The organism is Pantoea sp. BL1, assembly GCF_000963985.1.
GTDB classification, from domain to species: Bacteria; Pseudomonadota; Gammaproteobacteria; order Enterobacterales; family Enterobacteriaceae; genus Pantoea; species Pantoea rwandensis_B.
The window spans coordinates 26,534-52,465 of sequence record NZ_JZRH01000053.1 but is presented as its reverse complement, the minus strand read 5'-3'; the positions used below and the strand labels follow the sequence as shown (position 1 = coordinate 52,465).

Sequence of the window (25,932 nt, the reverse complement as noted above, 5' to 3'; positions counted from 1 at the left end):
GACAGGAGAAAAGAAAGCGCCGTCAGTTCCAGACGACGCTTGAGACTATTGGTTAAGAAACTTGTCAAGAAATTGCCGGGTGCGTGCCTGCTGCGGATGGCTGAACAGCTCTTTCGCTGCGCCCTGCTCCACGATACGGCCCTGATCCATAAAGATCGCTCGATCGGCCACGTCACGCGCAAAACTCATCTCATGCGTGACGATCACCATGGTGCGCTTTTCCTGCGCCAGCGCGCGAATGGTATTCAGCACTTCGCCCACCAACTCTGGGTCCAGGGCCGAAGTCGGCTCATCAAACAGAATCACTTCCGGGCGCATCGCCAGCGCACGCGCAATGGCAACACGCTGCTGCTGCCCACCGGACAGACGACGCGGAAAACTCTCCTCTTTGCCGTGCAGACCGACCTTTTCCAGTAAGCTGCGGGCGCGGGCAATGGCCTCCGCTTTCGGTTCACCCTTCACGATCACCGGCCCTTCAATGATGTTCTCCAGCACCGAACGATGCGGGAACAAATTGAAGTTCTGGAACACGAAACCCACCTGCTGACGCAAACGGCGAACCTGCTCTTTCTGCTTATTGAGCCCGATACTGGCATCAATGGTGATATTACCCACCGTGACGCGACCGCTATCGGGCACTTCCAGCAGATTGATACTGCGTAGCAAGGTGGTTTTCCCCGAACCGCTTGGTCCGATAATCGCCACCACTTCGCCCGGTGCCACATCCAAATCGATGCCGTGCAACACGGTCTGGCCGTGGAACTGCTTGACCAGCTGACGTACTTCAATCGCACTCATTTTGCCTCCCGATCCTGTCGATTCACATGCGCTTCCAGGCGATTTTGCAATGCCGACAGCACGGTCGCCATCACCCAGTAAATCAGTGAGGCAGCCAGATACATGGTGAACACTTCCAGCGTACGTGAGGTGATCAATTGCGCCTGACGGAACAGCTCCGGCACCTGAATGGTGGCCGCCAGCGAGGTGTCTTTGACGAGGCTGATAAAGCTGTTACCCAGCGGCGGCAAAGCAGTGCGCGCTGCTTGCGGCAGGATCACGCGGCGCAAGGTTTGCCATGGCGTCATGCCGATACTGGCCGCCGCTTCCCACTGTCCACGTTCAATGGCAGCAATCGCACCACGCAGGGATTCAGAGGCGTAAGCGGCGGTATTGAGTGACAGACCGATCATCGCTGATGGGATAGGATCCAGCTCGATACCGAACTGCGGCAAGCCGTAGTAGATCATAAACAGCTGGGCGATCAGCGGCGTGCCACGGAAAATCGACACATAGATACGCGCCAGCCAGTTTACTGGCCAGAAATGTGACAGGCGCATCAGCGCCAGCACAAAGCCGAGTACCAGACCGAAGAACATCCCGCCGATACTCAGCTGCAGCGTGAACAGCGCGCCTTTGAGTAAGAATGGTGCTGAATCCAGCACCAGTTGTAAGCTTTCCTGCATTATTTAGTGACGTCCGCGCCGAACCATTTCTCAGAGAGTTTGCTCAGCGAGCCATCTTTCTGCATATCAGCAATCGCCGCATCAATGGCTTTCAGCAGGTCGTCATTGCCTTTACGCAGCGCCACGCCGGATTCGAGACGAGAGAAGGCCGGGCCCGCTACCGCCATGGTGTCGCCGGTTTTCTTCACCAGATCCAGCGCCGCTAAGCGGTCCACCAGAATGGCATCAACACGGCCTGAACGCAGATCCTGGTATTTGGTTGGGTCATCATCATAGGTACGGATATCGACGCCTTTGACGTTGTCACGCAGCCACTGCTCGTAGTTCGAGCCAAGGCCGACACCGACTTTCTTACCAGAGAGATCCTCTGGCTTGGTGATGCTGCCGGCATTTTTCTTCATCGTCAGCGCCTGAACGCCAGAGATGGTGTATGGCGTGGAGAAGTCATACTTCTTCTTACGCTCGGGTGAAATCGTTACCTGATTGATCACCACGTCGATACGCTTAGAATCCAGCGCCGCCAGCATGCCGTCCCACTTGGTCGGTTTCAGATCCGCTTTGACGCCAAGGTGTTGCGCCAGCTCTTGCGCGAATTCCACTTCGAAACCGGTCAGCTTGCCGCTCTCATCCTGGAAACTGAACGGCGGATAGGTGCCTTCCAGACCCACGCGCAGCTCACCTTTACTCTTCACCTGTGCCAGCAGATCTTCTGCGGCGAACGTTTTAACGTTAACGCCCGCGACCAGCGCGACCGCCATCATGCCCATCACCAGTTGGCGACGAATTGGAGAGAAAGCCATGTTTACCCCATTTATTGTGATGTGTTGTGTGCTATGAGGCAGCGAAACCGAAGTTTGCCGCCTTTTCGTTATTGGCGCTGCATTCAGGCCCATTTTAGGCCAGAACAACAGCTGCCGGATTATAAACCTTTTTTATCTTAGCCTTAGACCGAAGGATGATAAGCAAATAACGCAGGCGCGCCGCCAGTATGAATAAACAGCAGCGGCCCTTCACGACGGAAGCGATTCTGCGCAATGCCATCAATCAATCCGGCCATCGCTTTACCGGTGTAGACCGGGTCCAGCATGATGCCTTCAAGGCGCGCCAGCAGTTTCACCGCTTCCATGCCTTCCTCATTAGGTTCACCGTAACGCGGCGCGAAATAGTCATCCCAAAGCGTGATCGGCGCGTGCGTCTGCACTTCCAGTTGTTCAGCCAGCGCGCTGCGGATGCGCTCTACCACCGGCAACTGCGCGTCAACTTTGCGTGAAACCGTCACGCCGACCAGCTCGGTATTGGGCAGCAACTGCTCCAGCCCCACCGCTAAACCTGCATGGGTGCCGGCGCTGCCCGATGCTACCACCACAGCGGCGAAATCCACCACGCCTTCGCTTTGATGCGCGATCTCCAGCGCACACTCCACGTAGCCGAGCGCGCCCAGTGCGTTGGAACCGCCAACCGGCACGATATAAGGACGGAAACCCTGAGCTTCGAGACGTTCAGCCTGTTCTGCCAGCTGTTCAGTGGGATTGTGCAACGCATTCACCATCACCACCTCGACGTCCATCAGGTCGAGCATCAGGCGATTGCCGTTGGTGAGGTAGTTTTCTGAGGTGGTGCCAATTGGATTTTCCATCAGCGCCACACACTTGAGGCCAAGGCGCGCCGCTACCGCCGCCGTCTGGCGCACATGGTTGGATTGAATTGCGCCCGCCGTCAGCAGAACATCCGCGCCCTCGCGCAGCGCATCGGCCGCCAGAAATTCGAGCTTGCGCAGTTTGTTGCCGCCCATCGCCACAGGCGTGAAGTCATCGCGCTTGATAAAGATATCGCGACCGAGATAATCAGAAAGCCGTGGCAGATGCTCAAGCGGCGTAGGTGCACCGAGTAATTCAAGACGTGGGAACTGGTGCAAGAGATGTAAAGACAATGCAGCCTCCATTCGGGCAATGTGCAATTATCCATACAGTGTTGCAGAAGATGAGAAAAGTCGCACCCGGAATTCTGCGAGTGCGGCCCCTGTTGCTGCTATGCTCAGCAACAACAAGGGCAGGATCACAATCAGCCCTGCTGCCAGCCTAAAAACTGGTCATATTTACGCAGTGCGATGCGGTAATTGTTGTTACCCGCATCCGGCAAATCGTTTTCCAGACATTCATGCCAGCTGTTGCCCCGTAATCTGTCGGCCGGGAAATTTTTCGCTTTCAGCATGTCATCAAGACGACGCAGCCGCACCACATACTCGCGAATGGTGCTGTGACTCATCTCGGTCTGCTCAAACAGATACTGTTTGAACGCCATAATGTCGAAGTAATTAGGATGGGTATTACAAAAAATATCGCTGCAGAAACGACATAACGCGGTCAGTTCCGGCTGGAGTTTCATCCATACCTGGTCATCAATCATCTGGTCCATCCGCGCGATGGCCTCTTTATTGATGATCTGTCCACGAAACACTAACGCCATACGATCTAAAACTTTGCCACAATGTGAACAGTTGCTTTGGCTGTGTTTATAGTCTTTAAGATAACGACTTAAAGGTCTGGCTTTGGCTTTGGCTCCCATTGCTGAGTCCCCGGTATTTTTATTTTTTCGATGCCAGGTACTGAGTCTGTCAGCGCGCCCCCGCTAACCGGGCACGCAGGCGTTTAATCGCCTGACTGTGCAGTTGACTGACGCGGGATTCCCCCACTTCCAGCACTGCGCCAATCTCTTTCAGGTTCAGTTCTTCCTGGTAGTACAGTGTGAGCACTAATTTTTCACGATCGGGCAATGCCTCGATGGCTTCAATCACGCGATCACGCAGGCTTCCTTCCATTAACTGATGAAGCGGGTTGGCTTCTTCATGCCCATCCGTCACCAGCTCCGCGCTGTCACCGTGTTCTTCCCGATACTCGTCGTAGGAGAAGAGTTGGCTGTTATTGGTATCGAGCAGAATCTGCCGATACTCTTCCAGCGAAACATTCAACTGTTCAGCCACTTCCTGCTCAGTAGCCGAGCGCCCCAACGCTTGTTCTACCTGATGCATCGCACCGGCCACTTCGCGCGCATTTCGACGCACGCTGCGAGGTGCCCAGTCGCGGCTGCGCAGTTCATCCAGCATTGCGCCCCGGATACGCTGCACGGCATAAGTGGTAAAGGCGGTGCCTTGCAGCGCGTCGTAGCGCTCCACGGCATTTAATAAACCAATGCCACCGGCCTGCAGCAGATCGTCAAGCTCAACGCTGGCTGGCAGACGTACCTGCAAGCGCAACGCTTCGTGTCGCACCAGAGGAACGTAGCGCTGCCAGAGCGAATGTTTATCCATCACGCCTTCGGGCGTATAGAGATCGTTCACGGTGACTACCCTGCGTTAATAAAGTTATCGGCATGATTATCCAATTCTGTAGGGGTTTCGATTGGCAGAATAGGCGGGCAAAAGCGAGGTTATTTCAAATTTGTTATGGATGGCGGTGGAATGCACCGCCATAGGCGAAGCCGCTAGCGTAGATTGCGCAGCCGTTGCCGCGTGCCAGGCGGCACCGCGTCCCAAAGTGCACAGGTTTTGCCATCAAGTGCCTGATAAAAATCGCTAATCGGCGCTTCAGTTTCCAGCAGCGGATTAAACATCACCTGCCCGGATTCCGCGTCGATACTTATCATTTTATTGATAAACAAGCGCTGTAAGTCACTGCGCAGGAACAAGCCGTTATCGACGCTGTTATCGGCAAGAAAACCTTCTTCATTTTCCTGGGTATCGATATAGCAGGCCTCCACCCACGGCCAGCTGTGACGTTCCGTAAGCTGCGTGCCGGTAATGATACAGGCGCCATAGCGCGCTTTAACGGCTGAATTAAACTCTGCCTGGCTGGCTCGCTGGAACACTTTCGCCTTTACGCGCCGCCCGACTTCTGTGCCTGGCATCACTGCTGTCGGCACTTTATGCTGCGGCGTACTCAGCACCACCAGAAACTGAATTTTGCGCGACAGTGGGAAGCAAGGGTGCGCATGGGGATCGAACAGCTGCCAGTACTCCTCCTCTTCCGTCTGTCGCATCAACACCAGTTTGAAGCCCCGACTGGTGAGCAGGTTCTGCGCTTCTGCCGAATTCGGATCCAGCATGGCGTAAACCTGGGTTTCACCCACCACCTTCCAGCGCCCTTCCTTCTTTATTTCATCGTTACGGCGGAAATAAAGGAAAGCCTGCTGGCTTTTGAGATAGTGCTCAAAACGGCGCAGATAGTTTTTGCGCTCGTTATCGTCAGAGACGAACAACAGATCCTCTAACGGACTGTTAATCTCCTCCTGCGCGAACACCGCGCGGATCACCAAATTGCGAAAGCTGGTCGACGGGCTCAGCAACCCGCGTGCGGTGAGTTCTTTCTCATCAGGATGCTGCTGCGCATAGCGCAACGCGATCTCTTCGAAGGTCAGTAGCTCACCCGGTAACAAGTCATAATTGAAGCGCATAGACACCCCAGAAACAGAATAAAGACGTGCAAAAAATGGGAATGATTCTGGGGTAGTTATCGGCATTTCAGCACCAGACTGTAACAGGTTGGTTACTTTTTTGGGGTTATAGGGTGCTGGGGGAAATCGTGGTGGCTGGTGTAAAAGAATTTGGTTTAGGGCAGAAGGAAACACCTGAAGTCGTTAGGTGGGTGAAAGGGTTGCGCGATAAATTGCGCCGCTACGCTTGGGTGTCGTAAAAAATTAATGACCGCTTTAATCGTAGCGGTGCGATTCATCGCACATCCTTACTGAGGCGCAAATACTATCACCATACTTTTGGTCTTCTCATGCACCTCTGCAGAAGGCGGAACGGGCAACTCAGCATGCTTTATCGCGTACATCGCTTCGGTACAAAGAGATAAATCACCGCTCAGTCCATGCATATCGCTTACCTGACCTTTTGCATCAAGATCAATACGTAAATTGCAGGATTTGCCAATGTAGTGGTCGGCGTCAAAAAACTGCGTCTGGATAGCAAAATGGACGGCGTCATAATAGCTTTTGAGATCGGTGACGGCTGGTGCAGGTGGATTTTGCGTGTGTGTGCGAGGGTGTTTTATGGGCGCGCAGCCAGAGACCAGGAGAAGCGTTAAAAGGGCAAATCGTTTACGCATGGTTCACGTCCTGTGAAAAGTGAGAGCAATGATTATATCTGAATGTTCATGATATGCAGGTATAAAAAAACCCCGCCGAAGCGGGGTTTGATAAGCAAGGAGCTTAAGTAGCGATTAGCCCTGCAGCAGAGACAGAACCTGCTGTGGAACCTGGTTAGCTTTAGCCAACACTGAGTTACCCGCCTGCTGGATGATCTGTGCTTTAGACATGTTTGAAACTTCAGTAGCGTAGTCAGCGTCCTGAATACGAGACTGTGCTTCAGACAGGTTGGTAGTGGTGTTGTTCAGGTTAGTTACCGCTGAATCCAGACGGTTCTGTACCGCACCCAGGCTTGAACGGAACGTATCAACTTTAGCGATAGCTTTGTCCAGCAAAGCCAGTGGATCAGCAGTGGCTGAACCAGTATGTGCGTTGGCGTTTGCACTATCAGCAATATCACCGATGTTGCTAGCCACAGCAGTTGTACCACCTGCGCCACCATCAACAATTGCAGCCGCTGCAGTGTTGTAGTCTTTACCCTGAACAGTTACGTAACCCTGTGCAGCGCCAGTTGAGTCAGCACCTACTTTCACGAACTGACCTGACATAGTACCAGCAGTCACACCGTTCGCAGAGTCAGTGTATGAAACGTCAGTGGTGTTCAGTGACACGGCACCAGTTGCATCGTCAACAGATACTGCATAGTTGTCGCTACCAGATGAAACAACGTAAGTACCCGTTGCTGCACCAGCAGAGGTTTGAACGTTTTTCAGAGAAAGAGTGCTTGCGTCAACTTTTAAAGCTGTAGCAACTGATGACAAATCAACATTCTTCAGTGAGCCACTCGCACCAACCTGAGTAATAGCATCGCTGGTTTTCAGTGCGTTTGAAGAAACACCGAAACCGCTCAGACCCAGAGTAGAAGAGTCAATCTTCTGCAGGTTAATATCTATGGTCTGGCCATCGTTAGCGCCAACCTGGATAGACATTTTGCCGTCTTTAGCCAATACGTTCACGCCGTTAAACTGAGTCTGACCAGATACACGGTCAATTTCGTCCAGACGGGATTTGATTTCGTCCTGGATTGAAGACAGGTCAGAATCAGAGTTGGTGCCGTTCTGTGCCTGTACAGTCAGTTCACGAACACGCTGTAAGTTGTTGTTGATTTCTGACAGTGCGCCTTCAGTCGTCTGCGCAGCAGAGATACCGTCGTTGGCGTTACGAGCAGCCTGAGTCAGGCCATTGATGTTAGAGGTGAAGCGGTTGGCAATTGCCTGACCAGCAGCGTCATCTTTAGCGCTGTTGATACGAAGACCAGAAGACAGACGCTCGATAGAAGTAGACAGAGCAGACTGGTTCTTGTTGATGTTGTTCTGGGTGATCAGCGAGAGGCTGTTGGTGTTAATTACTTGAGCCATGGTTTAAGTTCCTATTAATCAAGTCTTTGGTTATGGTTTGGGCTTCAACCCGCCGGCTTCAGCGCCGTCAAAGTTGTTATCGTCTGTGCTTAAACAACCTTTAGAGATTTTTTAGTACCAGGCGAAATTTTTTCTCTTCAACCTGTCACGCTTATCTTTATCGCCCTCACCTCGCACATCTTTAGTGCAAACCCAATACTTTTCTAGCGTTGGAATTACCCTTCTCTATATGCCTTATTCGCTTTATCACTCGTAGGTAAATAATTTTAAACTTTGCCTATTAAGAGCCGATAACCCCGGTATTCACTCTCCGTGTCGGTATAAAAGGAAACAACATGGCTAGTATCTCTACCCTCGGTATCGGTTCAGGACTCGACTTAAGTACTATTCTGGATAACCTGACCACAGCTGAGAAAGCGTCTTTAACCCCTATCTCCACTCAGCAAACGGCGTATACCGCTAAGCTGAGTGCGTACGCGACGCTGAAAAGCTCTCTGTCCACGTTCCAGACAGCCAATACCGCGTTAAACAGTGCCGATTTATTCTCAGCTACGTCTGCCTCTAGCAGCTCAAGCGCTTTCAGTGCCACAACATCTGGCACTGTCGTTGCCGGTAAGTACACTATTAGCGTTTCGCAGCTGGCACAGGCACAGACCCTGACTTCAGCGGTACAAACCAGCAACACCACCGCATTGGGTGACAGTTCTGCCAGCAGCCGCACCTTGAGCATCACGCTGAAGGATGGCACCAGTAAAGACATCACCCTGACCAGCGATCAAACCTCGCTGACTGGTATGCGCGATGCGATCAACAGCGCTGATGCGGGCGTCTCAGCCACCATTATCAAAGTGGGCGATGGCAGCTACCGTTTATCACTGACTTCAAGTGAAACTGGCAGTGATAACGCAGTAAGTTCAATTAAGGTCACCGGTGACGATACCCTGCAGGGCATCGTGGGTTATGACTCAACCGCCAGCAGCAACGCGATGACTGAAAGCGTCACCGCGCAAAATGCCAAGCTGACAGTGAATAACGTTGAGATTGAGAACAGCAGTAACACCATCAGCGATGCGCTGGAAGGCATCACTCTCAATCTCAATGACACCACCAGCGGTAACCAGACGCTGACCATCACCAAAGACACGTCGAAAGCTGAAAGTGCCATCAAGACCTGGACCGATGCCTACAACACCCTGTTGGATCAGTTCAATACCCTGACCAAATACACCGCGGTGGATGTCGGTGCTGACTCTCAGGATTCCAGCAACGGTGCTTTAGTTGGCGACAGCACGCTGCGTACCATCCAGACTCAGCTGAAAAGCATGCTGACTAATGCGCAAAGCTCTTCCACCTATAAAACCCTGGCGCAGATTGGTATCACCACTGACCCGACCACCGGTTCACTGGAACTGGATTCAGACAAGTTAGAAACCGCACTAAGCAGCGATGCGGATGGCGTGAAAGAGATGATTGTCGGTGACGGTAAAACCACCGGTATCACCACCACTATCGCAACCAATCTGACAGGTTGGCTGTCAAGTACCGGTATTGTGCAAGCAGCTACTGATGGCGTTAGCAAGACGCTGAACCAACTGACCGACCAATACAACGAAATGAGCACTCGCATTGATAACATGGTGGCGCGCTACAAAACGCAATTTACTCAGCTCGACGTTTTGATGAGCTCGCTGAACCAAACCAGTAGCTATCTGACACAACAGTTCGAGTCATCAAGCAGCTCTAGCTCCAGCAGCTCATCGTAATAAGGAGTGATCATGTACAGCGCAAATGGCACTAAAGCCTATGCAAAAATTGGTGTGGAGAGCGCTGTCATGAGCGCCAACCAGCAGCAGCTGGTCTCCATGCTGTTTGACGGCGCGCTCAGCGCGCTGGTACGTGCCCGCCTGTTTTTGCAGGATGGCAATATTGAAGGCAAAGGTTCATCGCTGTCGAAAGCGATCAACATCATCGAAAACGGACTTAAGCAGGGTCTGGTGGAAGGGAGCGGCGATGAGCTCACCGATAATCTGGTGGGGCTCTACGCCTACATGGTCCGCCGTCTGCTGCAGGCAAACCTGCGTAATGATGTAGAAGCCATCGAAGAAGTCGAAGGTCTTCTGCGTAATATCGCTGACGCCTGGAAAGAAGTCGCACAACCTCAACACCTTCAGGACGCCGTTTAATGAATAACGCACCGCAACTGATAAACGTTTACCAACAGCTACTCGATCTCAGCCATGGAATGCTGCGCCTGGCCGCAGACGGCGAATGGGATGACCTGATTATTAAGGAAGTGGATTACGTCAGTGCGGTGCAAACGTTGGCCCGCTCTACTGAGGCCTCGCCACCGTCCAACTCTATGCAAGAACAACTGCGCCCGGTACTGCGCCATATCCTGGACAATGAGAGTGAAGTCAGACGTCTACTACAGGCGCGCATGGACGAACTGTCGCAGTTGATTGGTCAATCCACGATGCAAAAGTCGGTGATGAGTGCTTACGGCAAGCAAGGTAATGTGTATCTGCCGCAGAATTAATGCGCGGCGGGCTGAATGAGAAACGGGTGAGCTAATGCTCACCCGTTTTTTTTTATGCTTTGCTTACGGTATTACTTCTGCGCAGGAACCGACACCGGCTCCATAATCTGCGGCTGAATATCCTGTATCACCGCGTCCTTTGGACGCTTCGCCACCTGTTCCAGCGCCTGCTGGCACTCAACGGTGGGTTGATCGACCTTACGCATGCGTAAGCCGTCATAACGCAGTTCACCGTTCTCCAGCGTTATCGGCATGACGCGCACCTGCCGCGTCACGTTGACCCACTCATCGCTCAGGCGGGTTAACTTGCCCGGTTTGGCAATCACGCGCTGCCACTGGCGGCAGTCCAGCGTGTCGCCTTCTGCACCAATGATCAGGCTGCCCATCGCCTGGCCACTAATCAACTTGCTCTGCGGTCCGACAGTTTGCCAGTTACCTTGCAATTCCACTGGTGCCGGGGTTTTTACCGCTTCATCGTAATTGCTGATCTGCGCACATCCGCTCAAGCCCAGCGCGGCCAATACCATCCACTTTTTCATTCCTGGTCCCTACACTCGCCTCAATGGCGGCTACGTTATAATTTTTCGCGTAAGTTACGCAAGGAATCTCGGTGAAAAGCCGGCTGAGCCTGACAATACGGCTCGCGCACGTTACACTAGCGCGCAAGTCGATAAGCAGGAAATTCGCATGAAAACCCCAGAAGAGTATTACGCCCAGGCACGCACGATGTTTTTTGCCGCGCACGCCGATTTTCAAGCCGCGCTGGATGAACTGACCGAGAGCGACGCACGCGCGGCCAACCTGTCACTGCGTCAACTGCGCGAGTGGCACGCTGAGCGCATTTATGCGGCATTCTTACGCCAGAAAAAGCTGGATGGCATGCTGTTTTCCATCCAACTGGCAGAGCCTGATAAAGCGGTTGCGGCTGAAGCCATTGAAACTTACCTGAAATCACATGCGGAAGCGCTCGGCATGACGTGGGAAGAGTTTTGCATCAAGAACGAACTTTAAGCGCAGCGGCCCTAAAAATATATCTCAAGCACACCTCCAACCACACAAATCGGCAAGGAAAAAGTTGTACAAGTCAGCAGAAGTTGTATAACTTGTGTCTGACGGCTTCGGTCGTAGATTGTCCTTGAACGAAGGTGCTATTGCGCCGCCTCTGGAGGAGTTGCTGGATTTCCCCTCCAGAGGTCGTATTTTTCCCCTATCCTTCTCGCTCGACTCCCTTCACTTCGACATAACGCGCAACGGCTAGTAGGCGGTTAACGTGCGTCAATAGCAGATCCACGTCTGACTGTAGAAACAACTCGCCAGAACGCGATGCGGTAACGATGGCGTCCTGCACGGTTTCCGTGATGGTCAGCGAATTATCCTCTTTAGCCTGAATCAATAATGCCGCCAGCAGCAGTGATTGTGCCTCCACCTGTGCCACCAGTTCTTTTGCATCCGTATCCATCTTTGCCATTTTCAGCAGAATATCGATCACCAGTTGCCGCATATTACCCCCCATGAGTCCATTTCCCTGTGTAACGCTGTTGAGTATCAACGCAAATGTGGTGCTGCGCTTACCAAAAACAAAAAATTTTCGCAGCGCAACGGTTCATCACTTGCCACTGTTTTTATTTACAGTAATATGGCGCACCCGCTTGATGAATGGAATGCCCTGATGTTTGTGGAGTTGATTTACGATAAACGCAACGTTGCCGGTCTGCCGGGCGCGCGTGAGATGATTTTGCAGGAGCTTGAGAAACGTGTGCAACGCGTCTTTCCAGAGATTGAGGTGCGCGTTAAGCCGATGGAACGCAACGCTATCGATACCGATTTAAGTAAGAACGATAAAGCAACCGTCGCGCGTATTGTTGAAGAGATGTTTGATGAAGCCGAGATGTGGCTGGTGGCCGATTAAGCCACCAGCGCGGGGGAACTTAGCCTTCTTGCTCGCTGTGATTGATGGCGATCTCTAAATCCTGAATCGCCAGCTCAATATCATCTAACAGCTGTCCCTGCTTGTTGAGCAGCGTGTCAAAACGTCCCGCATACTCTTTATCTTTGTACTCGCCTGCATCAAATGCCAACCAGTGGCTGGATAGCGTCTCAGTATTAGTCTGCGCATAGTGACGCATCTCTTTTAACTGGGAGGTGACATCACGCAGGTAGTCAGTTTTGGTTTTGATTGCCTCTGTATCACTCATGCTATCTTCCTTTTCGCTAATTAAACCCGTTTAAATAACGCCTGAATGATTAAAGTTAGTAGAAAATAGCGAGGCCGCATTAAGAATAATCGGAAGATGAAAAGGCGACCCGAAGGCCGCCACAGAATTAAAGATACTTGCGCGCGAGGGCAATCAGCTCATCCTTCGCGGCCGTACCTAACTTCACAACCCCACTTTCGACAAAGTTGAATGCCTGAGTGAAGTCCTTCACGCTAGCGCTGATATCCTGACTAACCGCATACGTAATGATTCCTGCTACAGGCTGCTCAGCCAGATTGCCGACGGTAGAAGCCGATGAAGGCCCGGCGCTGGCAGAACCGTTTGCTAGCGGATCCGGCGTGGTCAACTGCTGAGTGAGATCCGTTGCATCCGCTACGGCCGCTGCAGGTTGTGCCTCGCTGCCAGCATTCACTGCTGGCGTTGAGGTGTCTGGGACAGCTGCACTGTCTTCAGCGGGAAGTGTGGCGTCAGCTGCTGGAACACTATTCACCGCGGGCGTTGAAGCATCCGACGCTGGCACGCTACTCACGGCTGCTGTTGAGACGTCCTGTGCTGGTTCACTATCCACGTTTGTCGTTGAAGCATCCGTTGCAGGCACGCTGCTTAACACTGGTGCTATGGCGTCCTGCCCTGGCGCGTTACTCACGGCTGAAGTTAAGCCATCTGCCGCTGATGCACTGCTCTCCGCCTTCCCCGCCACCTCATTAGCAAAACTCTCTAACGGTGATAGCGTGCTGGCATCCGCTGATGCACTATTTTCGATTACAGTTTGGTCGCTCATAATTTTCTCCTTCTTGCTTAATAAAGACCGCAATCGGCCGAAGCCAACTGCAATCCGCTCGGTAATACTCATCATGGCCTCCTTAATGCGTCGATTCGGGCGGCGCGTCCTCCCCCACAACCTGCTTCACTTTGTCCGCCGTTTTGTTCGCAGTGCGGTCCGGCAAGCCATCGAGTTTTTTCTGCAGCGCGACTAATTGGCTGGTCAGTTCGGCCACCCGCGCCTCCCTCCGGTCCGAAATCGCACGATACTGCTGGCGAATGTCTTCCACCCGGCGATTGGCGCTGTTATTCACGAACACGAACATAATTGTCATCGCCACACACAGCAGCGACAGCATCAGTAGCAGGCCGCCTAGCAGTAGCTGGCGCCGGTGGCCTCGCACTGAAAACTCACTGTTTATCTGCACCATCGCGACTCTCCTCTAAGGTGGTGATCAGTTGATTGATCTGACTGCGGAATTTATCGCTATGATCAGATTCCGTGGTGGCTAAAAGAATGCCCAACGCGTTCTTTATCAGCCGTAGATCGGTCTCCAGCGAAGAGATGCGCCGCAGGTTTTTGTCGTGGCGAATACGCAGGTCATCATTCTCCTGGCGCATCAGCGCATGGCTCTCTTTGAGAAGCATCACCTGTTCTTTGTAGCTGGTGATGATCTCGCCGCCGGCGCGATTGCTGGTGACGATGGCCGCGATGCCTGCCATTAAGGGTTTCCAGAACACAGCTGCCGCACCGCCACCGAGAAGCAGCGCACCGACGCTGGTCACCAAACTACTTTCCATGCCTCACCTCTCTACTGGCAAGGGATCCACCTGAGGAACATGTTGCCCGCCCTTGCCAGTGATGCGGCCAACATTAGAATTTAAGTTTACTTTAATTAATGAATTTAAGTATACTTAAGTAAAGCACAGAGGAGTTGTCAAGATGATGAAAAAAGAATCTGTGGGTGAGCGCATCCGCAGCCGTCGTAAAATCCTGAAGCTTACACAGCAAGGAGTGGCAATCGGCATTGGCGTGTCACACGTTGCTGTTTCACAATGGGAAAAGGATGAGACCCTCCCGCGTGGCGAGAATCTGTTAAGGCTGGCAGAACTGCTGCAATGTACCGCCGCATGGATTATTGATGGTGAGGGCGAGGTGTTTACCACCCCGTCGACAGTCAGTGACGTCAGCGCCCTGCCGTTGATCACCCTGACACAAGCGGCAGCATGGATGCAGGAGCAGCGCTTATTGATTCGGCAGCAGGCAACCCGCTTTCTCTATAGCGACAGCAAACTAAGTGAATCGGCGTTGGCGATCACTCTGGATGATGCCGCGATGCAACCTGACTACCGACCCGGCGATACGCTGATTTTCGACCCAGCTGTTGCGCCGCAACCGGGTGATGTGGTGCTGGCGCACATCAATGGCGAGGTTCTGGTACGTATTTATCGCCTGATGACTGAACAGCACGACGAACAAATTTTCTCGTTACGACCGTTGAATGAGGATTTTCCTGTGCAGACATCGTCTGAGAAAAAGATTGAATTAATCGGAACTATGATGGAAATGCGCCGCTATCGCGTCAGGTAACAGAATGCAAAAAACCCGCCTATGAGCGGGTCAAAACAAGCAAAACTACGGCAATTATTACAAAACGTCGGTCAGATGATCGACGACAACCCTCCCGTGCACATCCTTCTGCGTAATGCGATAGTTAACGCAATATGAGCGGCGGTTGCAGAGCTTATCGAACAGCGTCACGCTGCCTTTTTGCTTGCCGTCTACGCTAACAATATGCCATTCAGTGACATCTTCCTGACCGCGGTTGTTGAGTCTTAATACGCTCTGTTCAACTAAACGGTCGCTATCATCAATCTTTAAATAGTCGCGTAACATTATGCTCACCTCTGGTTAACGAGGGCCAAGATACGCTTTTTATTTATCCATTCAATCGAAATTATTTATCGTAGATGCTCCCCCGGTGCAATTAATTAACAATTCGATTTGACGCCGTTTCGCTAGCCGTTTCGGTTAACTCATTAATTGGAAAATAGTCTACGATCCGGGACTATATTGGTGGACAGCCCCCGCCCCAAGCCTGCTACTGTAGGCCCCACAATAAAAAGCTGTCCGGACAATCGCTATGCTTACCACCATCATTTATCGCAGCCACCTCCATGACCATGTTCCTATCAAGACACTCGAAGACATGGTGAAAAAAGCGAATAACAAAAACAGCTCGCACGATGTCACAGGCATTCTGCTTTTTGATGGACTGCACTTCTTCCAGCTACTTGAAGGGCCACGCGAAGCCGTACAGGGTATTTATGATCGCATCTGCCAGGACGCCCGCCACCACAATCTGGTGGAGTTAATGCATGACTTTGCTCCCGCTCGCCGATTCGGCAAAGTGGGGATGGAGCTGTTTGATTTACGCGAGCATGATAAATCCATGGTGCTACAAGCCGTGTTAGACAAAGGCACCTCGCGCTATCAGCTGACCTACGATGATCGCGCATTGCAATTCCTGCGCACCTTTGTAATCGCTCGTGATAAAGAGAACTACTTTGAAATCCCCGCCGCCAGCACCTGGGAATTCATTGCGGATGAGCCCTCTCGTACCCTTCAGGATGAAGTCATTGACTCACTGAAAGAGTGCCACTTTGCCTTTCAGCCGATTATCGATCCGTTTGCACGCCGCGTGGCGTCATATGAGGCGTTAATCCGCACCCCGAATGGCGGTTCACCCGGCGAATACTTTTCTGCCTTCGGTGGCGAAGCTGTTTATCATGCGGATATTCAGTCTAAAAAGCTGGCATTTGAACTGGCGAAAAAGTTAGGTATTGGCGAACACAGTATTTCCATTAACCTGCTGCCAATGTCACTGGTCACGGTTCCTGATGCGGTGGAGTTTCTGCTGACGCAGATTGAAGCCAATGGTTTGGTACCCGAGCAGGTGATTGTTGAAGTCACTGAAAATGAGATCATCTCGCGCACCGATGAGTTTGCGGCACAGGTGCGTAAACTGAAATCGGCGGGTATCAGTCTGGCATTGGATGATTTCGGTGCAGGCTTTGCTGGCCTATCACTGTTATCGCGATTCCAGCCAGACAAAATTAAGATTGATCGTGAGTTGATTAGCGATGTGCACAAAAGCGGTCCTAAACAGGCCATTTTGCATGCCATCATTAAGTGCTGTAACTCGCTGGAAATTGCGGTCATCGCCGAGGGCGTGGAGAAAGCCGAAGAGTGGATGTGGCTGGAAGCCGCGGGCATTAGCCAGTTCCAGGGATATTTGTTCGCCCGTCCGCTGTTAAATGGTTTCCCGGCCGTCGCCTGGCCAGAGATCAATTAGCTCAAGACCCAAAAATACAAAAAACCGCCCATCAACCGGCGGTTTTTTCATTTAAAGCGGGAAATAACCCGGTGGTAATAATCGATCGCTGATGACCTGGTAGTTCATCAACTTAAATGAACTTAAGGTGATGGGCACGGCAACGCAGGGACGGTACCAGCCAAACTGCTTTATATATCGCCAGACTTCTGGTGGATTATCTTTATCTCTAACCCAGTAATAACCTTCTTTCATTCTTACACGCTTCTTGTCGCTGCAGCCCTTACTCAACACTCCTCAACGCCTCGCGTGATGCGCATGTTGCCCACCGAGTTCCCTGCTCTGACGAATGCTTACCTAAGGCCCACACTTTAGCATATCGAGCGCGCAATTGATCAGTAAGTTGTTGTTTTATTTAACGCTTCGCTTATCGATGCCGATATTAACGGCATAAAAAAAGCCGCATTCGCGGCTTACTCAGACATCAATAATAGGTGACATCAATGGTGCCGTACTGCCTGTCCGTCACTTGCCCTGCGCCGTCCGTGGTGACGGTGTCGCAACGGAAAGGGACATCATTCTTATATTGGCACTGGGTGGTGACCGTCTTGCTCTGCTCGTTTCTTTGCACCGTCGTGACCACGTCGGATATCTTTTTCGCATCCGTATCATGTTTGGCACTGGCGCGTGAAACTTCCTCATCGCCCTTCTTAATACTTAACAGCGTCATATCACCGACGTTATTGTAGGTCAGATGGAATTTAACATCAGAGGCGGGAGAGGAGATTTGATCGACCCAACCCTGATCGTTATAGCCTATATCCACCGTCATGGTAGGAGTGACTTTTTTTATTAGCGCGCACTGCTTATTCAGCGTGACGACCACATCCTGGCCGTTCTCAGTGCCAGTCAGTTTATCGCCTTCCCGCGTCACTTCGGTGACCTCCCCGGCTTTATCAATGGATTTCACATGGGAAATACAGCCTTGCCCATCGAACGCGATATCGACATCAAAGATTGGCGTGTCGTCGGCGCTAAACAGGCGCTGATGCGTGCTTTTGACTTTGCCGGGAATGGCTTCGAACTGATAGAGGTAAGCGTAATTTTTCATCTGCGGTGCAAAGTCCGCATTTTTATTATCACAGCCGGATAGCATGATCGTTGCCATCAGCAGCAGCAGGGTGGGCTTCACGTGAGAATCCTCTTCTCGATATACGCTGTGTGTCAGGCCAGCATCATGCCGCTGTTACTGAAAAAGATAAATGCTTTCCCGCCTGACACCGCAACAATCTGTGCAGCTACTACACCTGCATATTCATGATATCGGTGTACGCCGAGACCAGTTTGTTACGCACCTGAATCCCCATTTGCATGGAAATGGAGGATTTCTGCAGATCGACCATCACATCGTTTAACTGGATGCCCGGTTTGCCCATTTCAAAATCCTGCGCCTGGGTGCGAGCCGCGGTTTGCGTGTCGCTGATCTTATCCAGTGCTGCTTTCATGGTGGCACCAAAATCTACCTGATGGGTTGACTCGGCCTGCTTGCCGCTGGCCTGTAACGACGTTAAATGCAGCTGCTGCAACACACCATCAATTGCCTGAATCGACATTGCCTGTACCTCATTAAAGAAGGGTTTAAATTTTCACGCTGCAAAAGTTAACACACTGTCAATAGGACAAAGGCGCTAAATAAACGTAAAAAACCCAGCTTATCCAGCCATCGAAGTGACCCGATTCATCAATAATGCCAGCCATAAGATTGGAATTTCATTTTTCATTTGGCCCCCAAAATAGTTCGCGCTTTAGCAAGGCGGCAAGTTCGCGAATCCCCAGGAGCTTACTCGAGTAAGTGACTGGGGTGAACGAACGCAGCCAACGCAGCTACAACGCGAAATATGATGGGGGAAGTCAGGGAGTCTGTTTTGTCACCACAACTTACCCGGTCAATTATGTCAGGCAGGAATCGGTCATGAATGCGAGTGCAGCCGCCACACAAGATACCGCAAAGAAAGGTCTGAATGACCTTCTGGCCCGCCTGCGCGCCAATCCGCGAATTCCTATCATTGTTGCTGCCGCTGCCGCTATCGCAGTGGTTTTTGCATTGGTGCTGTGGGCTAAAGCCCCTGACTATCGCGTCCTTTATAACAACCTCTCCGATGAGGATGGCGGCGCGATTGTTACCCAACTGACGCAAATGAACATTCCTTACCAGTTCGCCGAAAACGGCGGTGCCTTGATGGTGCCTGCCGATAAGGTACATGAACTGCGTCTGCGCCTGGCGCAACAGGGGCTGCCGAAAGGTGGCTCTGTTGGCTTTGAGCTGATGGACAAAGAGAAGTTCGGCATCAGCCAGTTCAGCGAGCAGATCAACTACCAGCGTGCGCTGGAAGGTGAGCTGGCCCGCACCATTGAAACGCTCGGCCCGGTCAAGAGCGCGCGCGTGCATCTGGCGATGCCAAAACCCACGCTGTTCGTGCGTGAGCAGAAAGCGCCTTCGGCCTCCGTGACATTGAACCTGCAACCGGGTCGTGCATTAGATGAAGGCCAGATTCAGGCCATTCAGCATATGGTGTCGAGCAGCGTCGCCGGTCTGCCGCCAGGCAACGTGACCGTGGTGGATCAGGCCGGTCGCCTGCTGACCCGTTCTGACAGCGAAGGTCGTGACCTGAATGACGCACAGCTGAAGTACGCGTCTGAAGTGGAAGCGCGTTACCAGCAACGTATCGAAGCCATCCTGAATCCGATCGTTGGCCAGGGCAATGTGCATGCGCAGGTGACAGCGCAGATCAACTTTGACCGCAGCGAACAAACTGACGAGAAGTACAAACCGAACGCCGATCCGAACAGCACGGCGATTCGCTCGCGTCAGACCAATACTAACCAGCAGAACGGTAGCCCTTACCGAGGCGGCGTGCCGGGTGCGTTGTCGAATCAACCTGCCCCTGCGAATACTGCGCCGGTTAATAATCCTCAGCAGCAAAATGCCAACGGCCAGAATGCCAATGGCCAGAATGCGAATGGCCAGAACAACGCGGCGAACAACAACGGCACCACCACCAGCACGCAGCAAAGCAGCGGCCCGAGCAGTTCAAGCCGTAACGACACCGTGAACTACGAGCTGGATCGCACCATTCGCCACACCAAGGTGAACGTCGGCGATGTGCAGCGTCTGTCAGTGGCCGTGGTGGTGAACTACCGTGATGACGGCAAAGGCAAAGCCGTTGCACTGAACGATCAGCAGATCAAACAGATTGAAGACCTGACCCGTGAAGCGATGGGCTACTCGCAGAATCGTGGCGACAGCATCAACGTGGTGAACTCGCAGTTCAACATGACTGAGCCGTCTGGCGGTGACCTGCCGTTCTGGCAATCGCAAGCCTTCTTCGACATGTTGATGAGCGGTGGTCGCTGGCTGCTGGTGGCGCTGGTTGCCTTCATCCTGTATCGCAAACTGGTTCGTCCGCAGCTGATGCGTAAGAAAGCGCAGGAGCAGGCAGCAGCAGAGGCGGCGGCAGCACGTGCAGAAGCGCTGGAATCTGAAGAAGCCTACAGTGTGCAGCTCAGTAAAGATGAGCTGGATCAAGAGCGTAAATCGAATAACCGCATGAGCGCCGAGGTGATGAGCCAGCGCATCCGCGATATGTCTGAAAACGATCCGCGCGTTGTGGCGCTGGTTATCCGCGAATGGATGAGTAAAGAACTATGAGTCTGACCGGTACTGAAAAAAGCGCCATTCTGATGATGACCATTGGCGAAGAGCGTGCGGCCGAGGTGTTCAAACATCTCAACCAGCGTGAAGTGCAGCACCTGAGCGCCGCGATGGCGGGGATGCGTCAGGTGTCGCACAAGCAACTGACCGAAGTGCTGCGCGAGTTTGAAGCGGATGCCGAGCAGTTTGCGGCGCTGAGCCTGAACTCCAACGACTACCTGCGTTCGGTGCTGATCAAAGCGCTGGGCGAGGAGCGTGCCTCCAGCCTGCTGGAAGATATTCTCGAGAAAAACGAGACCACCAGCGGCATGGAAACGCTCAACTTTATGGAACCGCAGGCAGCGGCCGATCTTATCCGCGACGAACATCCGCAGATTATCGCTACCATTCTGGTGCACCTCAAACGTGGCCAGGCTGCGGATATTCTGGCGTTGTTCGATGAACGTCTGCGTCACGACGTGATGCTGCGTATCGCAACCTTCGGCGGTGTCCAGCCAGCGGCGCTGGCAGAACTGACCGAGGTGCTGAACGGCCTGCTGGATGGTACCAACCTCAAGCGTGCGAAGATGGGCGGCGTAAGAACCGCAGCCGAAATTATCAACCTGATGAAAACACAGCAGGAAGAAGCGGTTATCGAAGCGGTACGCGACTTCGACGGCGAGCTGGCACAGAAGATCATCGACGAGATGTTCCTGTTCGAAAACCTGGTGGAAGTGGACGATCGCAGCATCCAGCGCCTGCTGCAGGAAGTGGAGTCCGAGCAGTTGCTGGTTGCACTGAAAGGTGCCGAACAGCCGCTGCGCGAGAAGTTCCTCAAGAACATGTCAGCGCGTGCAGCCGATATCCTGCGCGACGATCTGGCCAACCGTGGCCCGGTGCGTATGTCGGCCGTGGAGAACGAACAGAAAGCAATCCTGCTGGTGGTCCGTCGCCTGGCAGAATCCGGCGAAATGGTAATTGGTGGTGGCGAGGAAACTTATGTCTGATGCCTTTTCCGCCCGTGCGTGGCAGCGCTGGCAGCCTGATGATTTAGGCAGCACCTTCAAAGTGGCAGAAGAACCGCCGCAGGAAGAGCCGGCTGTGGATGTCGAAATGAGTGCCGAAGCTGAGCAACAGCAGATGCTGGAGCGCATGCAGCAGCAGATGCGCAAAGATGCACAGACGCAAGGCTACAGCGAAGGCTATCAAAAGGGTTTTGCCGAGTCGCAGCAGAACGGCTACGACGCCGGTTTCCAGCAGGGACTGGCCGATGCCCAACAGCAGCAGGCGCCCTTGCAGGCGCGTATGCAGCAGTTAGTGACCGAGTTCCATCACACGCTGGAAGCGCTGGATAGCGTCATCGCCTCACGTCTGATGCAGCTGGCGCTGGAAGCAGCGCGCACGGTGATTGGCCAGGCCACACAAGTGGATGGCACCGCCCTGCTGCGCCAGATTCAGCAACTGATTCAGCAAGAACCGATGTTCAGCGGCAAACCGCAGCTGCGCGTGCATCCTGATGATTTACAGCGCATTGAGCAGACACTGGGCCCGACGCTGGATCTGCACGGCTGGAAACTGCTCGCCGATAACTCACTGCATCCCGGCGGCTGTAAACTCAGCGCCGAAGATGGTGATCTCGATGCCAGCGTGGCAACCCGCTGGCAGGAACTGTGCCGTCTGGCCGCACCGGGGACCTTGTAATGACCTCGTCGCGTCTTTCCCGCTGGCTTGGCGCACTCGATGCTTTCGAGGATCGTATTTCGCAGGTGCAGACCGTGCGCCGCTATGGTCGTCTGACCCGCGCCACCGGTTTAGTACTGGAAGCCACCGGACTGCAACTGCCGCTCGGTGCGACCTGCATCATCGAACGTCACGACGGCAACAACATCACTGAAGTTGAAAGCGAAGTGGTGGGTTTCAACGGTCAGAAACTGTTGATGATGCCACTGGAAGAAGTGGACGGCATTTTGCCAGGTGCGCGCGTTTATGCCCGTTTTAGCGGTGACAACGCACAAGGCGGTAAACAACTGCTGCTTGGGCCAGAACTGCTCGGCCGCGTGCTGGATGGCGCAGGCAAACCGCTGGATGGTTTACCTGCCCCGGACACCGGCTATCGTGCGCCGTTGATCACCGCACCGTTCAACCCACTGCAACGTACGCCAATCCACGATGTGCTGGATACCGGCGTCCGGGCGATCAACGCCCTGCTTACCGTTGGGCGCGGTCAGCGTATGGGCCTGTTTGCGGGCTCCGGCGTCGGTAAGTCGGTGCTGCTTGGCATGATGGCACGTTACACCAAAGCCGATGTGATTGTGGTTGGCCTGATCGGTGAACGTGGCCGTGAAGTTAAGGAATTCATTGAGAACATCCTCGGCGCTGAAGGTCGTGCGCGCTCGGTGGTGATCGCCGCACCGGCTGACGTTTCACCGCTGCTACGTATGCAGGGTGCCGCGTATGCCACACGCATCGCGGAAGATTTTCGCGATCGCGGCCAGCACGTGCTGCTGATCATGGACTCCCTCACCCGCTACGCCATGGCGCAGCGTGAGATCGCCCTGGCGATTGGTGAGCCACCGGCCACCAAAGGTTATCCGCCTTCCGTGTTCGCGAAGCTCCCCGCCCTGGTGGAACGCGCCGGTAACGGCACCCACGGCGGCGGTTCGATTACGGCGTTCTATACCGTGCTTACCGAAGGTGACGATCAGCAAGACCCGATTGCCGACTCGGCGCGCGCCATTCTTGATGGTCACATTGTCTTGTCGCGCCGTCTGGCTGAAGCCGGTCACTATCCGGCGATTGATATTGAAGCCTCAATCAGCCGTGCGATGACCGCGTTAATTGATGACACCCACTACGCGCGTGTGCGTCAGTTCAAACAACTGCTCTCCAGTTTCCAGCGCAACCGCGATCTGGTGAGTGTAGGCGCGTATGCCGCTGGAAGCGATCCGATGCTCGATAAAGCCATCAAGCTTTACCCTGAGATGGAAGCCTTCCTGCAACAGGGTATTTTCGAACGCAGCGACTATGACGACGCCAGTCTGCACCTGCAGGCCATGTTCGGCTAGCGCGAGCCCAAGCGAGGTAAGCCATGAAAACTGCCAGTGCAATCGATAAGCTGCGCGATATGGCGGAGCAGGATCTGGAACAGGCCGTGATTCATTTAGGTGACATGCGCCGTGGCGTAAAGCAGGCAGATGAGCAGCTCACCATGCTGCTCGACTATCAGGATGAGTACCGCAATAAGCTCAACACCGATATGTCTGGCGGTATTTCCAGCCTGCGCTGGACCAACTATCACCAGTTTATCCAGACGCTGGAAAAAGCCATTGAACAGCATCGGCAACAGCTGAATCAGTGGAATCAACGTTTGGATCAGGCGCTGAGCAGCTGGCAAGAAAAGCATAAGCGATTGAATGCTTATCAAACGCTGATCACTCGGGCTGCCGAAAACGCATTACGACAAGAAAACCGTCTCGATCAGAAACGGATGGATGAATTTGCCCAACGGGCCGCTATGAGGAGAGGCGAATGATTACGCTGCCAACTATGGTTACGCAAACCTCTAAAGTCAGCGATGCAGACAGTGCTGTTGCATCGGACAATTTGCTGGGTACAGATGCGCTGCCACAGGGTTTTATCACTGAACTGGGTAACCGCCTACTGACACTGGCTCAGCAACAAGGTGTTAACACGCAATCGACTGATCTGACAGCAGAAGTCGATGAAAAAGGCGTCACAAAAGCGTCATTAAGCGCGTTATTGCAGGCACTGGACAAACCAGAGGCGTTAAACGCACTTTTACAACCGGAAAACACTAAAGCCACGCTGAAATCAGCCGATGATAAAGACAAGTCTGAAGCAAGTTCGTTAAGTGCCAGCGACTTACAGAATGTTCAGGCACTGTTCGCGATGTTACCGGTTGCGGTTGAAGCGCGAAACAGTCAGAGCGCCGTCAGCGCCAGCACGGATAAAACATCTGCCGATGCAGGGACTACGCTAAACGGATCATTGTTAAGCCGAACGCTGCAGAGCGCCGTGAAAGATGAACAAGAGGCACAGTCCGACAGTACGCCTCATAAGAAATCCAGCGATGTGCTGAGCGGTGTTAGCCGTGATACCAGTACGACGCCAACCAGTAGCAGTGCCGCTGCCGCCAGCACTACGGCCAGCAACAGTCACAGCTCGCTGTCACTGGATGAAAGCTTTAAGCAGGTGCTGAGCACGCTCAGCAAACCGGAAGAACATCGTAATACTCAGAGCGACACGGTAACAGCCTTAACCAGCGCCCCGGTCAGCAGCAGTAGCACACTGACCAACAGTACGGCGACGACCAGCACCACTCCGTCGACGCCGATGCTGAATGCCCAACTCGGCAGCAATGAGTGGCAGCAGGCGTTAAGCCAGCAAATCGTGATGTTTAGTCGCAACGGTCAGCAAAATGCCGAATTGCGCTTACATCCCGAAGATTTGGGTGCTATCCAGATCAACCTGACCCTCGATAAGGATCAGGCGCAGTTAAGTATGGTTTCCAGCCACAGCCAAGTGAGGGCCGCGCTGGAAGCGGCTCTCCCTCAGCTGCGTTCAGCGCTGGCGGAGAGCGGTATTAACCTGGGACAGAGTAATGTCAGCAGCGACGCCTTCGCACAAAGCCAGAATTATCAGGGCCAGCAGGAAGGACGTCGTGATGGCCAACACGGCAGCTTTACCCTCTCCCAGGACAGTGAAAACGAGATAACGCCTATTGCCGTCCCGGCAGCCCTCCAGGCGCGTGTGACAGGTAACGGCGCTGTCGATATCTTTGCCTGACAGCGGCTAAACGCTGAAGGTAAGCGTAAAACCCGCGTCTTTTCTTCCCATTGTTTGACTTAAGACGCGGGATAATCTGTCCAGGCGAGCCGAGAGGCTTGCCCATAATTCACAGGAAGTAACTGCAAACATGTCTGATAACGCGAAAGCTAAAGGCCGCAAACGTTCACTACTAATACCGGTGTTACTGATTGTAACGCTGGCCGCTTGCAGCGTGGCAGGCTATGCAGTCTGGCGAATGATGAATAAACACGGGGATGACAAACCGGAAGCGGCGAAAGTTGAGCCACCGGCCGCCCCTGTATTTTTTGCAATGGATACGTTTACGGTTAACCTGGTCAATCCTGACAACGATCCCGACCGTGTGTTGTACGTAGGCTTTACCCTGCGTCTGCCCGATGAGGATACCCGTCGTCGGTTGAATGATTACCTGCCTGAGGTGCGCAGCCGTTTACTGCTGCTGCTCTCACGTCAAAGTGCCGCGCAGCTTGCCACCGAACAAGGCAAGCAGGCCCTGGTTGAGCAGATCAAACAGGCATTGGCGCCACCGCTGGTAAAAACGCAACCGCCACAGGTGGTCAGTGACGTGCTGTTTACCGCCTTCATTTTGAGGTGATTTA

Annotated in this window: 33 protein-coding genes; 14 read left to right on the top strand and 19 right to left on the bottom strand. The window is 53.2% G+C overall.

Annotation, left to right across the window (positions count from 1 at the left end; all coding sequences use genetic code 11):
* Window positions 1–45: 45 nt before the first annotated feature.
* The 9 genes from tcyN to VH86_RS21495 form a co-directional block, all read right to left on the bottom strand.
* The gene (tcyN, locus tag VH86_RS21535) at window positions 46–798 is read right to left on the bottom strand and encodes an L-cystine ABC transporter ATP-binding protein TcyN (protein ID WP_038646388.1); all 753 of its coding nucleotides are present in this window, start codon (window positions 796–798) and stop codon (window positions 46–48) included.
* A complete protein-coding gene (tcyL, locus tag VH86_RS21530; RefSeq protein WP_045815117.1) occupies window positions 795–1,463 on the bottom strand; it encodes a cystine ABC transporter permease in 669 nt (222 codons plus the stop codon). Before tcyL ends, tcyN begins: the two co-directional genes overlap by 4 nt.
* Window positions 1,463–2,263, bottom strand: coding sequence for a cystine ABC transporter substrate-binding protein (gene tcyJ / locus VH86_RS21525; protein ID WP_034824352.1), 801 nt, complete (start codon window positions 2,261–2,263; stop codon window positions 1,463–1,465). Before tcyJ ends, tcyL begins: the two co-directional genes overlap by 1 nt.
* 143 nt (window positions 2,264–2,406) lie before the next feature.
* Window positions 2,407–3,393 (bottom strand): D-cysteine desulfhydrase, encoded by a 987-nt coding sequence (locus tag VH86_RS21520; RefSeq protein WP_045834058.1) that lies wholly within the window; start codon window positions 3,391–3,393, stop codon window positions 2,407–2,409.
* A 131-nt stretch (window positions 3,394–3,524) separates the two neighbouring features.
* Complete coding sequence (fliZ, locus tag VH86_RS21515; RefSeq protein ID WP_034824353.1) at window positions 3,525–4,028, bottom strand: flagella biosynthesis regulatory protein FliZ; 504 nt, start codon at window positions 4,026–4,028, stop codon at window positions 3,525–3,527.
* A gap of 49 nt (window positions 4,029–4,077) precedes the next feature.
* Window positions 4,078–4,800 carry an RNA polymerase sigma factor FliA gene (locus VH86_RS21510; protein ID WP_045815118.1) on the bottom strand — a complete coding sequence of 241 codons (723 nt, stop codon included), beginning with the start codon at window positions 4,798–4,800 and terminating at the stop codon, window positions 4,078–4,080.
* A 143-nt stretch (window positions 4,801–4,943) separates the two neighbouring features.
* Window positions 4,944–5,912: an HNH endonuclease signature motif containing protein gene (locus VH86_RS21505; RefSeq protein WP_045834049.1), complete on the bottom strand. Its 969-nt coding sequence runs from the start codon at window positions 5,910–5,912 to the stop codon at window positions 4,944–4,946.
* A 287-nt stretch (window positions 5,913–6,199) separates the two neighbouring features.
* A complete protein-coding gene (locus VH86_RS21500) occupies window positions 6,200–6,568 on the bottom strand; it encodes a cell envelope integrity TolA C-terminal domain-containing protein (protein WP_052696637.1) in 369 nt (122 codons plus the stop codon).
* Window positions 6,569–6,682: 114 nt separating this feature from the next.
* Window positions 6,683–7,966, bottom strand: coding sequence for a FliC/FljB family flagellin (locus VH86_RS21495; protein ID WP_045834048.1), 1,284 nt, complete (start codon window positions 7,964–7,966; stop codon window positions 6,683–6,685).
* A gap of 335 nt (window positions 7,967–8,301) precedes the next feature.
* On the opposite strand from VH86_RS21495, the gene fliD reads away from it, so the two are divergent.
* Genes fliD through fliT form a run of 3 tightly spaced genes read left to right on the top strand, consistent with a single transcriptional unit; the run spans window position 8,302 to window position 10,502 of the window.
* A complete protein-coding gene (gene fliD, locus VH86_RS21490; protein ID WP_045815121.1) occupies window positions 8,302–9,729 on the top strand; it encodes a flagellar filament capping protein FliD in 1,428 nt (475 codons plus the stop codon).
* 12 nt (window positions 9,730–9,741) lie between these two features.
* Window positions 9,742–10,149 (top strand): flagellar export chaperone FliS, encoded by a 408-nt coding sequence (gene fliS, locus VH86_RS21485; protein ID WP_034824372.1) that lies wholly within the window; start codon window positions 9,742–9,744, stop codon window positions 10,147–10,149.
* Window positions 10,149–10,502 carry a flagella biosynthesis regulatory protein FliT gene (gene fliT / locus VH86_RS21480; protein WP_038646372.1) on the top strand — a complete coding sequence of 118 codons (354 nt, stop codon included), beginning with the start codon at window positions 10,149–10,151 and terminating at the stop codon, window positions 10,500–10,502. The genes fliS and fliT overlap by 1 nt, the downstream gene beginning before the upstream one ends.
* A gap of 71 nt (window positions 10,503–10,573) precedes the next feature.
* Here fliT and yedD read toward each other — a convergent pair whose 3' ends face one another.
* Window positions 10,574–11,041 carry a lipoprotein YedD gene (gene yedD, locus VH86_RS21475; RefSeq protein WP_045834047.1) on the bottom strand — a complete coding sequence of 156 codons (468 nt, stop codon included), beginning with the start codon at window positions 11,039–11,041 and terminating at the stop codon, window positions 10,574–10,576.
* 148 nt (window positions 11,042–11,189) lie between these two features.
* Between yedD and VH86_RS21470 the strand changes: the two genes are divergently transcribed.
* Window positions 11,190–11,513, top strand: a complete 324-nt coding sequence (locus VH86_RS21470) for a DUF6388 family protein (RefSeq protein ID WP_034824381.1) — start codon at window positions 11,190–11,192, stop codon at window positions 11,511–11,513.
* Between the two features lie 196 nt (window positions 11,514–11,709).
* Here the strand turns inward: VH86_RS21470 and iraP are convergent, their stop codons facing one another.
* A complete protein-coding gene (iraP, locus tag VH86_RS21465) occupies window positions 11,710–12,003 on the bottom strand; it encodes an anti-adapter protein IraP (protein ID WP_045834046.1) in 294 nt (97 codons plus the stop codon).
* Window positions 12,004–12,171: 168 nt separating this feature from the next.
* Between iraP and VH86_RS21460 the strand changes: the two genes are divergently transcribed.
* The gene (locus VH86_RS21460; RefSeq protein ID WP_038646364.1) at window positions 12,172–12,411 is read left to right on the top strand and encodes a DinI-like family protein; all 240 of its coding nucleotides are present in this window, start codon (window positions 12,172–12,174) and stop codon (window positions 12,409–12,411) included.
* A 19-nt stretch (window positions 12,412–12,430) separates the two neighbouring features.
* Here the strand turns inward: VH86_RS21460 and VH86_RS21455 are convergent, their stop codons facing one another.
* The 4 genes from VH86_RS21455 to VH86_RS21440 form a co-directional block, all read right to left on the bottom strand.
* Window positions 12,431–12,697 carry a hypothetical protein gene (locus VH86_RS21455; RefSeq protein ID WP_038646362.1) on the bottom strand — a complete coding sequence of 89 codons (267 nt, stop codon included), beginning with the start codon at window positions 12,695–12,697 and terminating at the stop codon, window positions 12,431–12,433.
* Window positions 12,698–12,824: 127 nt separating this feature from the next.
* A complete protein-coding gene (locus VH86_RS21450) occupies window positions 12,825–13,499 on the bottom strand; it encodes a hypothetical protein (protein WP_156150608.1) in 675 nt (224 codons plus the stop codon).
* A gap of 82 nt (window positions 13,500–13,581) precedes the next feature.
* Window positions 13,582–13,911, bottom strand: a complete 330-nt coding sequence (locus tag VH86_RS21445; protein ID WP_045834044.1) for a hypothetical protein — start codon at window positions 13,909–13,911, stop codon at window positions 13,582–13,584.
* Window positions 13,892–14,281, bottom strand: a complete 390-nt coding sequence (locus tag VH86_RS21440; RefSeq protein WP_034824400.1) for a hypothetical protein — start codon at window positions 14,279–14,281, stop codon at window positions 13,892–13,894. The genes VH86_RS21445 and VH86_RS21440 overlap by 20 nt, the downstream gene beginning before the upstream one ends.
* Window positions 14,282–14,423: 142 nt before the next feature.
* On the opposite strand from VH86_RS21440, the gene VH86_RS21435 reads away from it, so the two are divergent.
* Entirely contained in the window at window positions 14,424–15,071 is a 648-nt protein-coding gene (locus VH86_RS21435; protein WP_052696636.1) for a S24 family peptidase, read from the top strand.
* Between the two features lie 57 nt (window positions 15,072–15,128).
* Here the strand turns inward: VH86_RS21435 and VH86_RS21430 are convergent, their stop codons facing one another.
* A complete protein-coding gene (locus VH86_RS21430; RefSeq protein ID WP_038646357.1) occupies window positions 15,129–15,377 on the bottom strand; it encodes a hypothetical protein in 249 nt (82 codons plus the stop codon).
* A gap of 247 nt (window positions 15,378–15,624) precedes the next feature.
* Here VH86_RS21430 and VH86_RS21425 point away from each other — a divergent pair, with 247 nt between their 5' ends.
* Entirely contained in the window at window positions 15,625–16,836 is a 1,212-nt protein-coding gene (locus VH86_RS21425) for a diguanylate phosphodiesterase (protein ID WP_045834043.1), read from the top strand.
* Between the two features lie 51 nt (window positions 16,837–16,887).
* Here VH86_RS21425 and VH86_RS21420 read toward each other — a convergent pair whose 3' ends face one another.
* The 3 genes from VH86_RS21420 to fliE form a co-directional block, all read right to left on the bottom strand.
* Window positions 16,888–17,070: a hypothetical protein gene (locus tag VH86_RS21420; RefSeq protein WP_045815127.1), complete on the bottom strand. Its 183-nt coding sequence runs from the start codon at window positions 17,068–17,070 to the stop codon at window positions 16,888–16,890.
* Between the two features lie 229 nt (window positions 17,071–17,299).
* Window positions 17,300–18,007, bottom strand: a complete 708-nt coding sequence (locus tag VH86_RS21415; RefSeq protein ID WP_045834042.1) for a YnfC family lipoprotein — start codon at window positions 18,005–18,007, stop codon at window positions 17,300–17,302.
* Window positions 18,008–18,116: 109 nt separating this feature from the next.
* A complete protein-coding gene (gene fliE / locus VH86_RS21410) occupies window positions 18,117–18,428 on the bottom strand; it encodes a flagellar hook-basal body complex protein FliE (RefSeq protein WP_045834041.1) in 312 nt (103 codons plus the stop codon).
* Between the two features lie 359 nt (window positions 18,429–18,787).
* On the opposite strand from fliE, the gene fliF reads away from it, so the two are divergent.
* The 7 genes from fliF (at window position 18,788) to fliL (ending at window position 25,928) form a co-directional block, all read left to right on the top strand.
* The gene (gene fliF / locus VH86_RS21405) at window positions 18,788–20,524 is read left to right on the top strand and encodes a flagellar basal-body MS-ring/collar protein FliF (protein WP_045834040.1); all 1,737 of its coding nucleotides are present in this window, start codon (window positions 18,788–18,790) and stop codon (window positions 20,522–20,524) included.
* Window positions 20,521–21,513, top strand: a complete 993-nt coding sequence (gene fliG / locus VH86_RS21400; RefSeq protein ID WP_038646347.1) for a flagellar motor switch protein FliG — start codon at window positions 20,521–20,523, stop codon at window positions 21,511–21,513. The genes fliF and fliG overlap by 4 nt, the downstream gene beginning before the upstream one ends.
* Window positions 21,506–22,207: a flagellar assembly protein FliH gene (gene fliH / locus VH86_RS21395; protein WP_045834039.1), complete on the top strand. Its 702-nt coding sequence runs from the start codon at window positions 21,506–21,508 to the stop codon at window positions 22,205–22,207. Before fliG ends, fliH begins: the two co-directional genes overlap by 8 nt.
* On the top strand, window positions 22,207–23,571 hold the full coding sequence (gene fliI / locus VH86_RS21390; RefSeq protein ID WP_045815130.1) for a flagellar protein export ATPase FliI: 1,365 nt from the start codon (window positions 22,207–22,209) through the stop codon (window positions 23,569–23,571). The genes fliH and fliI overlap by 1 nt, the downstream gene beginning before the upstream one ends.
* A 23-nt stretch (window positions 23,572–23,594) precedes the next feature.
* Window positions 23,595–24,038 carry a flagellar export protein FliJ gene (gene fliJ, locus VH86_RS21385; protein WP_038646338.1) on the top strand — a complete coding sequence of 148 codons (444 nt, stop codon included), beginning with the start codon at window positions 23,595–23,597 and terminating at the stop codon, window positions 24,036–24,038.
* Entirely contained in the window at window positions 24,035–25,312 is a 1,278-nt protein-coding gene (locus VH86_RS21380) for a flagellar hook-length control protein FliK (RefSeq protein WP_045834038.1), read from the top strand. The genes fliJ and VH86_RS21380 overlap by 4 nt, the downstream gene beginning before the upstream one ends.
* Window positions 25,313–25,442: 130 nt before the next feature.
* A complete protein-coding gene (fliL, locus tag VH86_RS21375; protein ID WP_034824439.1) occupies window positions 25,443–25,928 on the top strand; it encodes a flagellar basal body-associated protein FliL in 486 nt (161 codons plus the stop codon).
* Window positions 25,929–25,932 lie beyond the last annotated feature (4 nt).

What these genes read in the sequence shown, in the direction of transcription:
- VH86_RS21495 (WP_045834048.1), bottom strand. Translation starts at nt 7,966, where the DNA reads ATGGCTCAAGTAATTAACACCAACAGCCTCTCGCTGATCACCCAGAAC.
- iraP (WP_045834046.1), bottom strand. Translation starts at nt 12,003, where the DNA reads ATGCGGCAACTGGTGATCGATATTCTGCTGAAAATGGCAAAGATGGAT.
- VH86_RS21450 (WP_156150608.1), bottom strand. Translation starts at nt 13,499, where the DNA reads ATGAGCGACCAAACTGTAATCGAAAATAGTGCATCAGCGGATGCCAGC.
- tcyN (WP_038646388.1), bottom strand. Translation starts at nt 798, where the DNA reads ATGAGTGCGATTGAAGTACGTCAGCTGGTCAAGCAGTTCCACGGCCAG.
- fliH (WP_045834039.1), top strand. Translation starts at nt 21,506, where the DNA reads ATGTCTGATGCCTTTTCCGCCCGTGCGTGGCAGCGCTGGCAGCCTGAT.
- VH86_RS21470 (WP_034824381.1), top strand. Translation starts at nt 11,190, where the DNA reads ATGAAAACCCCAGAAGAGTATTACGCCCAGGCACGCACGATGTTTTTT.
- VH86_RS21505 (WP_045834049.1), bottom strand. Translation starts at nt 5,912, where the DNA reads ATGCGCTTCAATTATGACTTGTTACCGGGTGAGCTACTGACCTTCGAA.
- VH86_RS21455 (WP_038646362.1), bottom strand. Translation starts at nt 12,697, where the DNA reads ATGAGTGATACAGAGGCAATCAAAACCAAAACTGACTACCTGCGTGAT.
- fliD (WP_045815121.1), top strand. Translation starts at nt 8,302, where the DNA reads ATGGCTAGTATCTCTACCCTCGGTATCGGTTCAGGACTCGACTTAAGT.
- fliE (WP_045834041.1), bottom strand. Translation starts at nt 18,428, where the DNA reads ATGTCGATTCAGGCAATTGATGGTGTGTTGCAGCAGCTGCATTTAACG.
- fliS (WP_034824372.1), top strand. Translation starts at nt 9,742, where the DNA reads ATGTACAGCGCAAATGGCACTAAAGCCTATGCAAAAATTGGTGTGGAG.
- VH86_RS21420 (WP_045815127.1), bottom strand. Translation starts at nt 17,070, where the DNA reads ATGAAAGAAGGTTATTACTGGGTTAGAGATAAAGATAATCCACCAGAA.
- VH86_RS21380 (WP_045834038.1), top strand. Translation starts at nt 24,035, where the DNA reads ATGATTACGCTGCCAACTATGGTTACGCAAACCTCTAAAGTCAGCGAT.
- fliF (WP_045834040.1), top strand. Translation starts at nt 18,788, where the DNA reads ATGAATGCGAGTGCAGCCGCCACACAAGATACCGCAAAGAAAGGTCTG.
- fliJ (WP_038646338.1), top strand. Translation starts at nt 23,595, where the DNA reads ATGAAAACTGCCAGTGCAATCGATAAGCTGCGCGATATGGCGGAGCAG.
- VH86_RS21460 (WP_038646364.1), top strand. Translation starts at nt 12,172, where the DNA reads ATGTTTGTGGAGTTGATTTACGATAAACGCAACGTTGCCGGTCTGCCG.
- VH86_RS21430 (WP_038646357.1), bottom strand. Translation starts at nt 15,377, where the DNA reads ATGTTACGCGACTATTTAAAGATTGATGATAGCGACCGTTTAGTTGAA.
- fliT (WP_038646372.1), top strand. Translation starts at nt 10,149, where the DNA reads ATGAATAACGCACCGCAACTGATAAACGTTTACCAACAGCTACTCGAT.
- tcyL (WP_045815117.1), bottom strand. Translation starts at nt 1,463, where the DNA reads ATGCAGGAAAGCTTACAACTGGTGCTGGATTCAGCACCATTCTTACTC.
- fliI (WP_045815130.1), top strand. Translation starts at nt 22,207, where the DNA reads ATGACCTCGTCGCGTCTTTCCCGCTGGCTTGGCGCACTCGATGCTTTC.
- VH86_RS21440 (WP_034824400.1), bottom strand. Translation starts at nt 14,281, where the DNA reads ATGGAAAGTAGTTTGGTGACCAGCGTCGGTGCGCTGCTTCTCGGTGGC.
- yedD (WP_045834047.1), bottom strand. Translation starts at nt 11,041, where the DNA reads ATGAAAAAGTGGATGGTATTGGCCGCGCTGGGCTTGAGCGGATGTGCG.
- VH86_RS21425 (WP_045834043.1), top strand. Translation starts at nt 15,625, where the DNA reads ATGCTTACCACCATCATTTATCGCAGCCACCTCCATGACCATGTTCCT.
- fliL (WP_034824439.1), top strand. Translation starts at nt 25,443, where the DNA reads ATGTCTGATAACGCGAAAGCTAAAGGCCGCAAACGTTCACTACTAATA.
- VH86_RS21435 (WP_052696636.1), top strand. Translation starts at nt 14,424, where the DNA reads ATGATGAAAAAAGAATCTGTGGGTGAGCGCATCCGCAGCCGTCGTAAA.
- fliZ (WP_034824353.1), bottom strand. Translation starts at nt 4,028, where the DNA reads ATGGGAGCCAAAGCCAAAGCCAGACCTTTAAGTCGTTATCTTAAAGAC.
- tcyJ (WP_034824352.1), bottom strand. Translation starts at nt 2,263, where the DNA reads ATGGCTTTCTCTCCAATTCGTCGCCAACTGGTGATGGGCATGATGGCG.
- fliG (WP_038646347.1), top strand. Translation starts at nt 20,521, where the DNA reads ATGAGTCTGACCGGTACTGAAAAAAGCGCCATTCTGATGATGACCATT.
- VH86_RS21500 (WP_052696637.1), bottom strand. Translation starts at nt 6,568, where the DNA reads ATGCGTAAACGATTTGCCCTTTTAACGCTTCTCCTGGTCTCTGGCTGC.
- VH86_RS21445 (WP_045834044.1), bottom strand. Translation starts at nt 13,911, where the DNA reads ATGGTGCAGATAAACAGTGAGTTTTCAGTGCGAGGCCACCGGCGCCAG.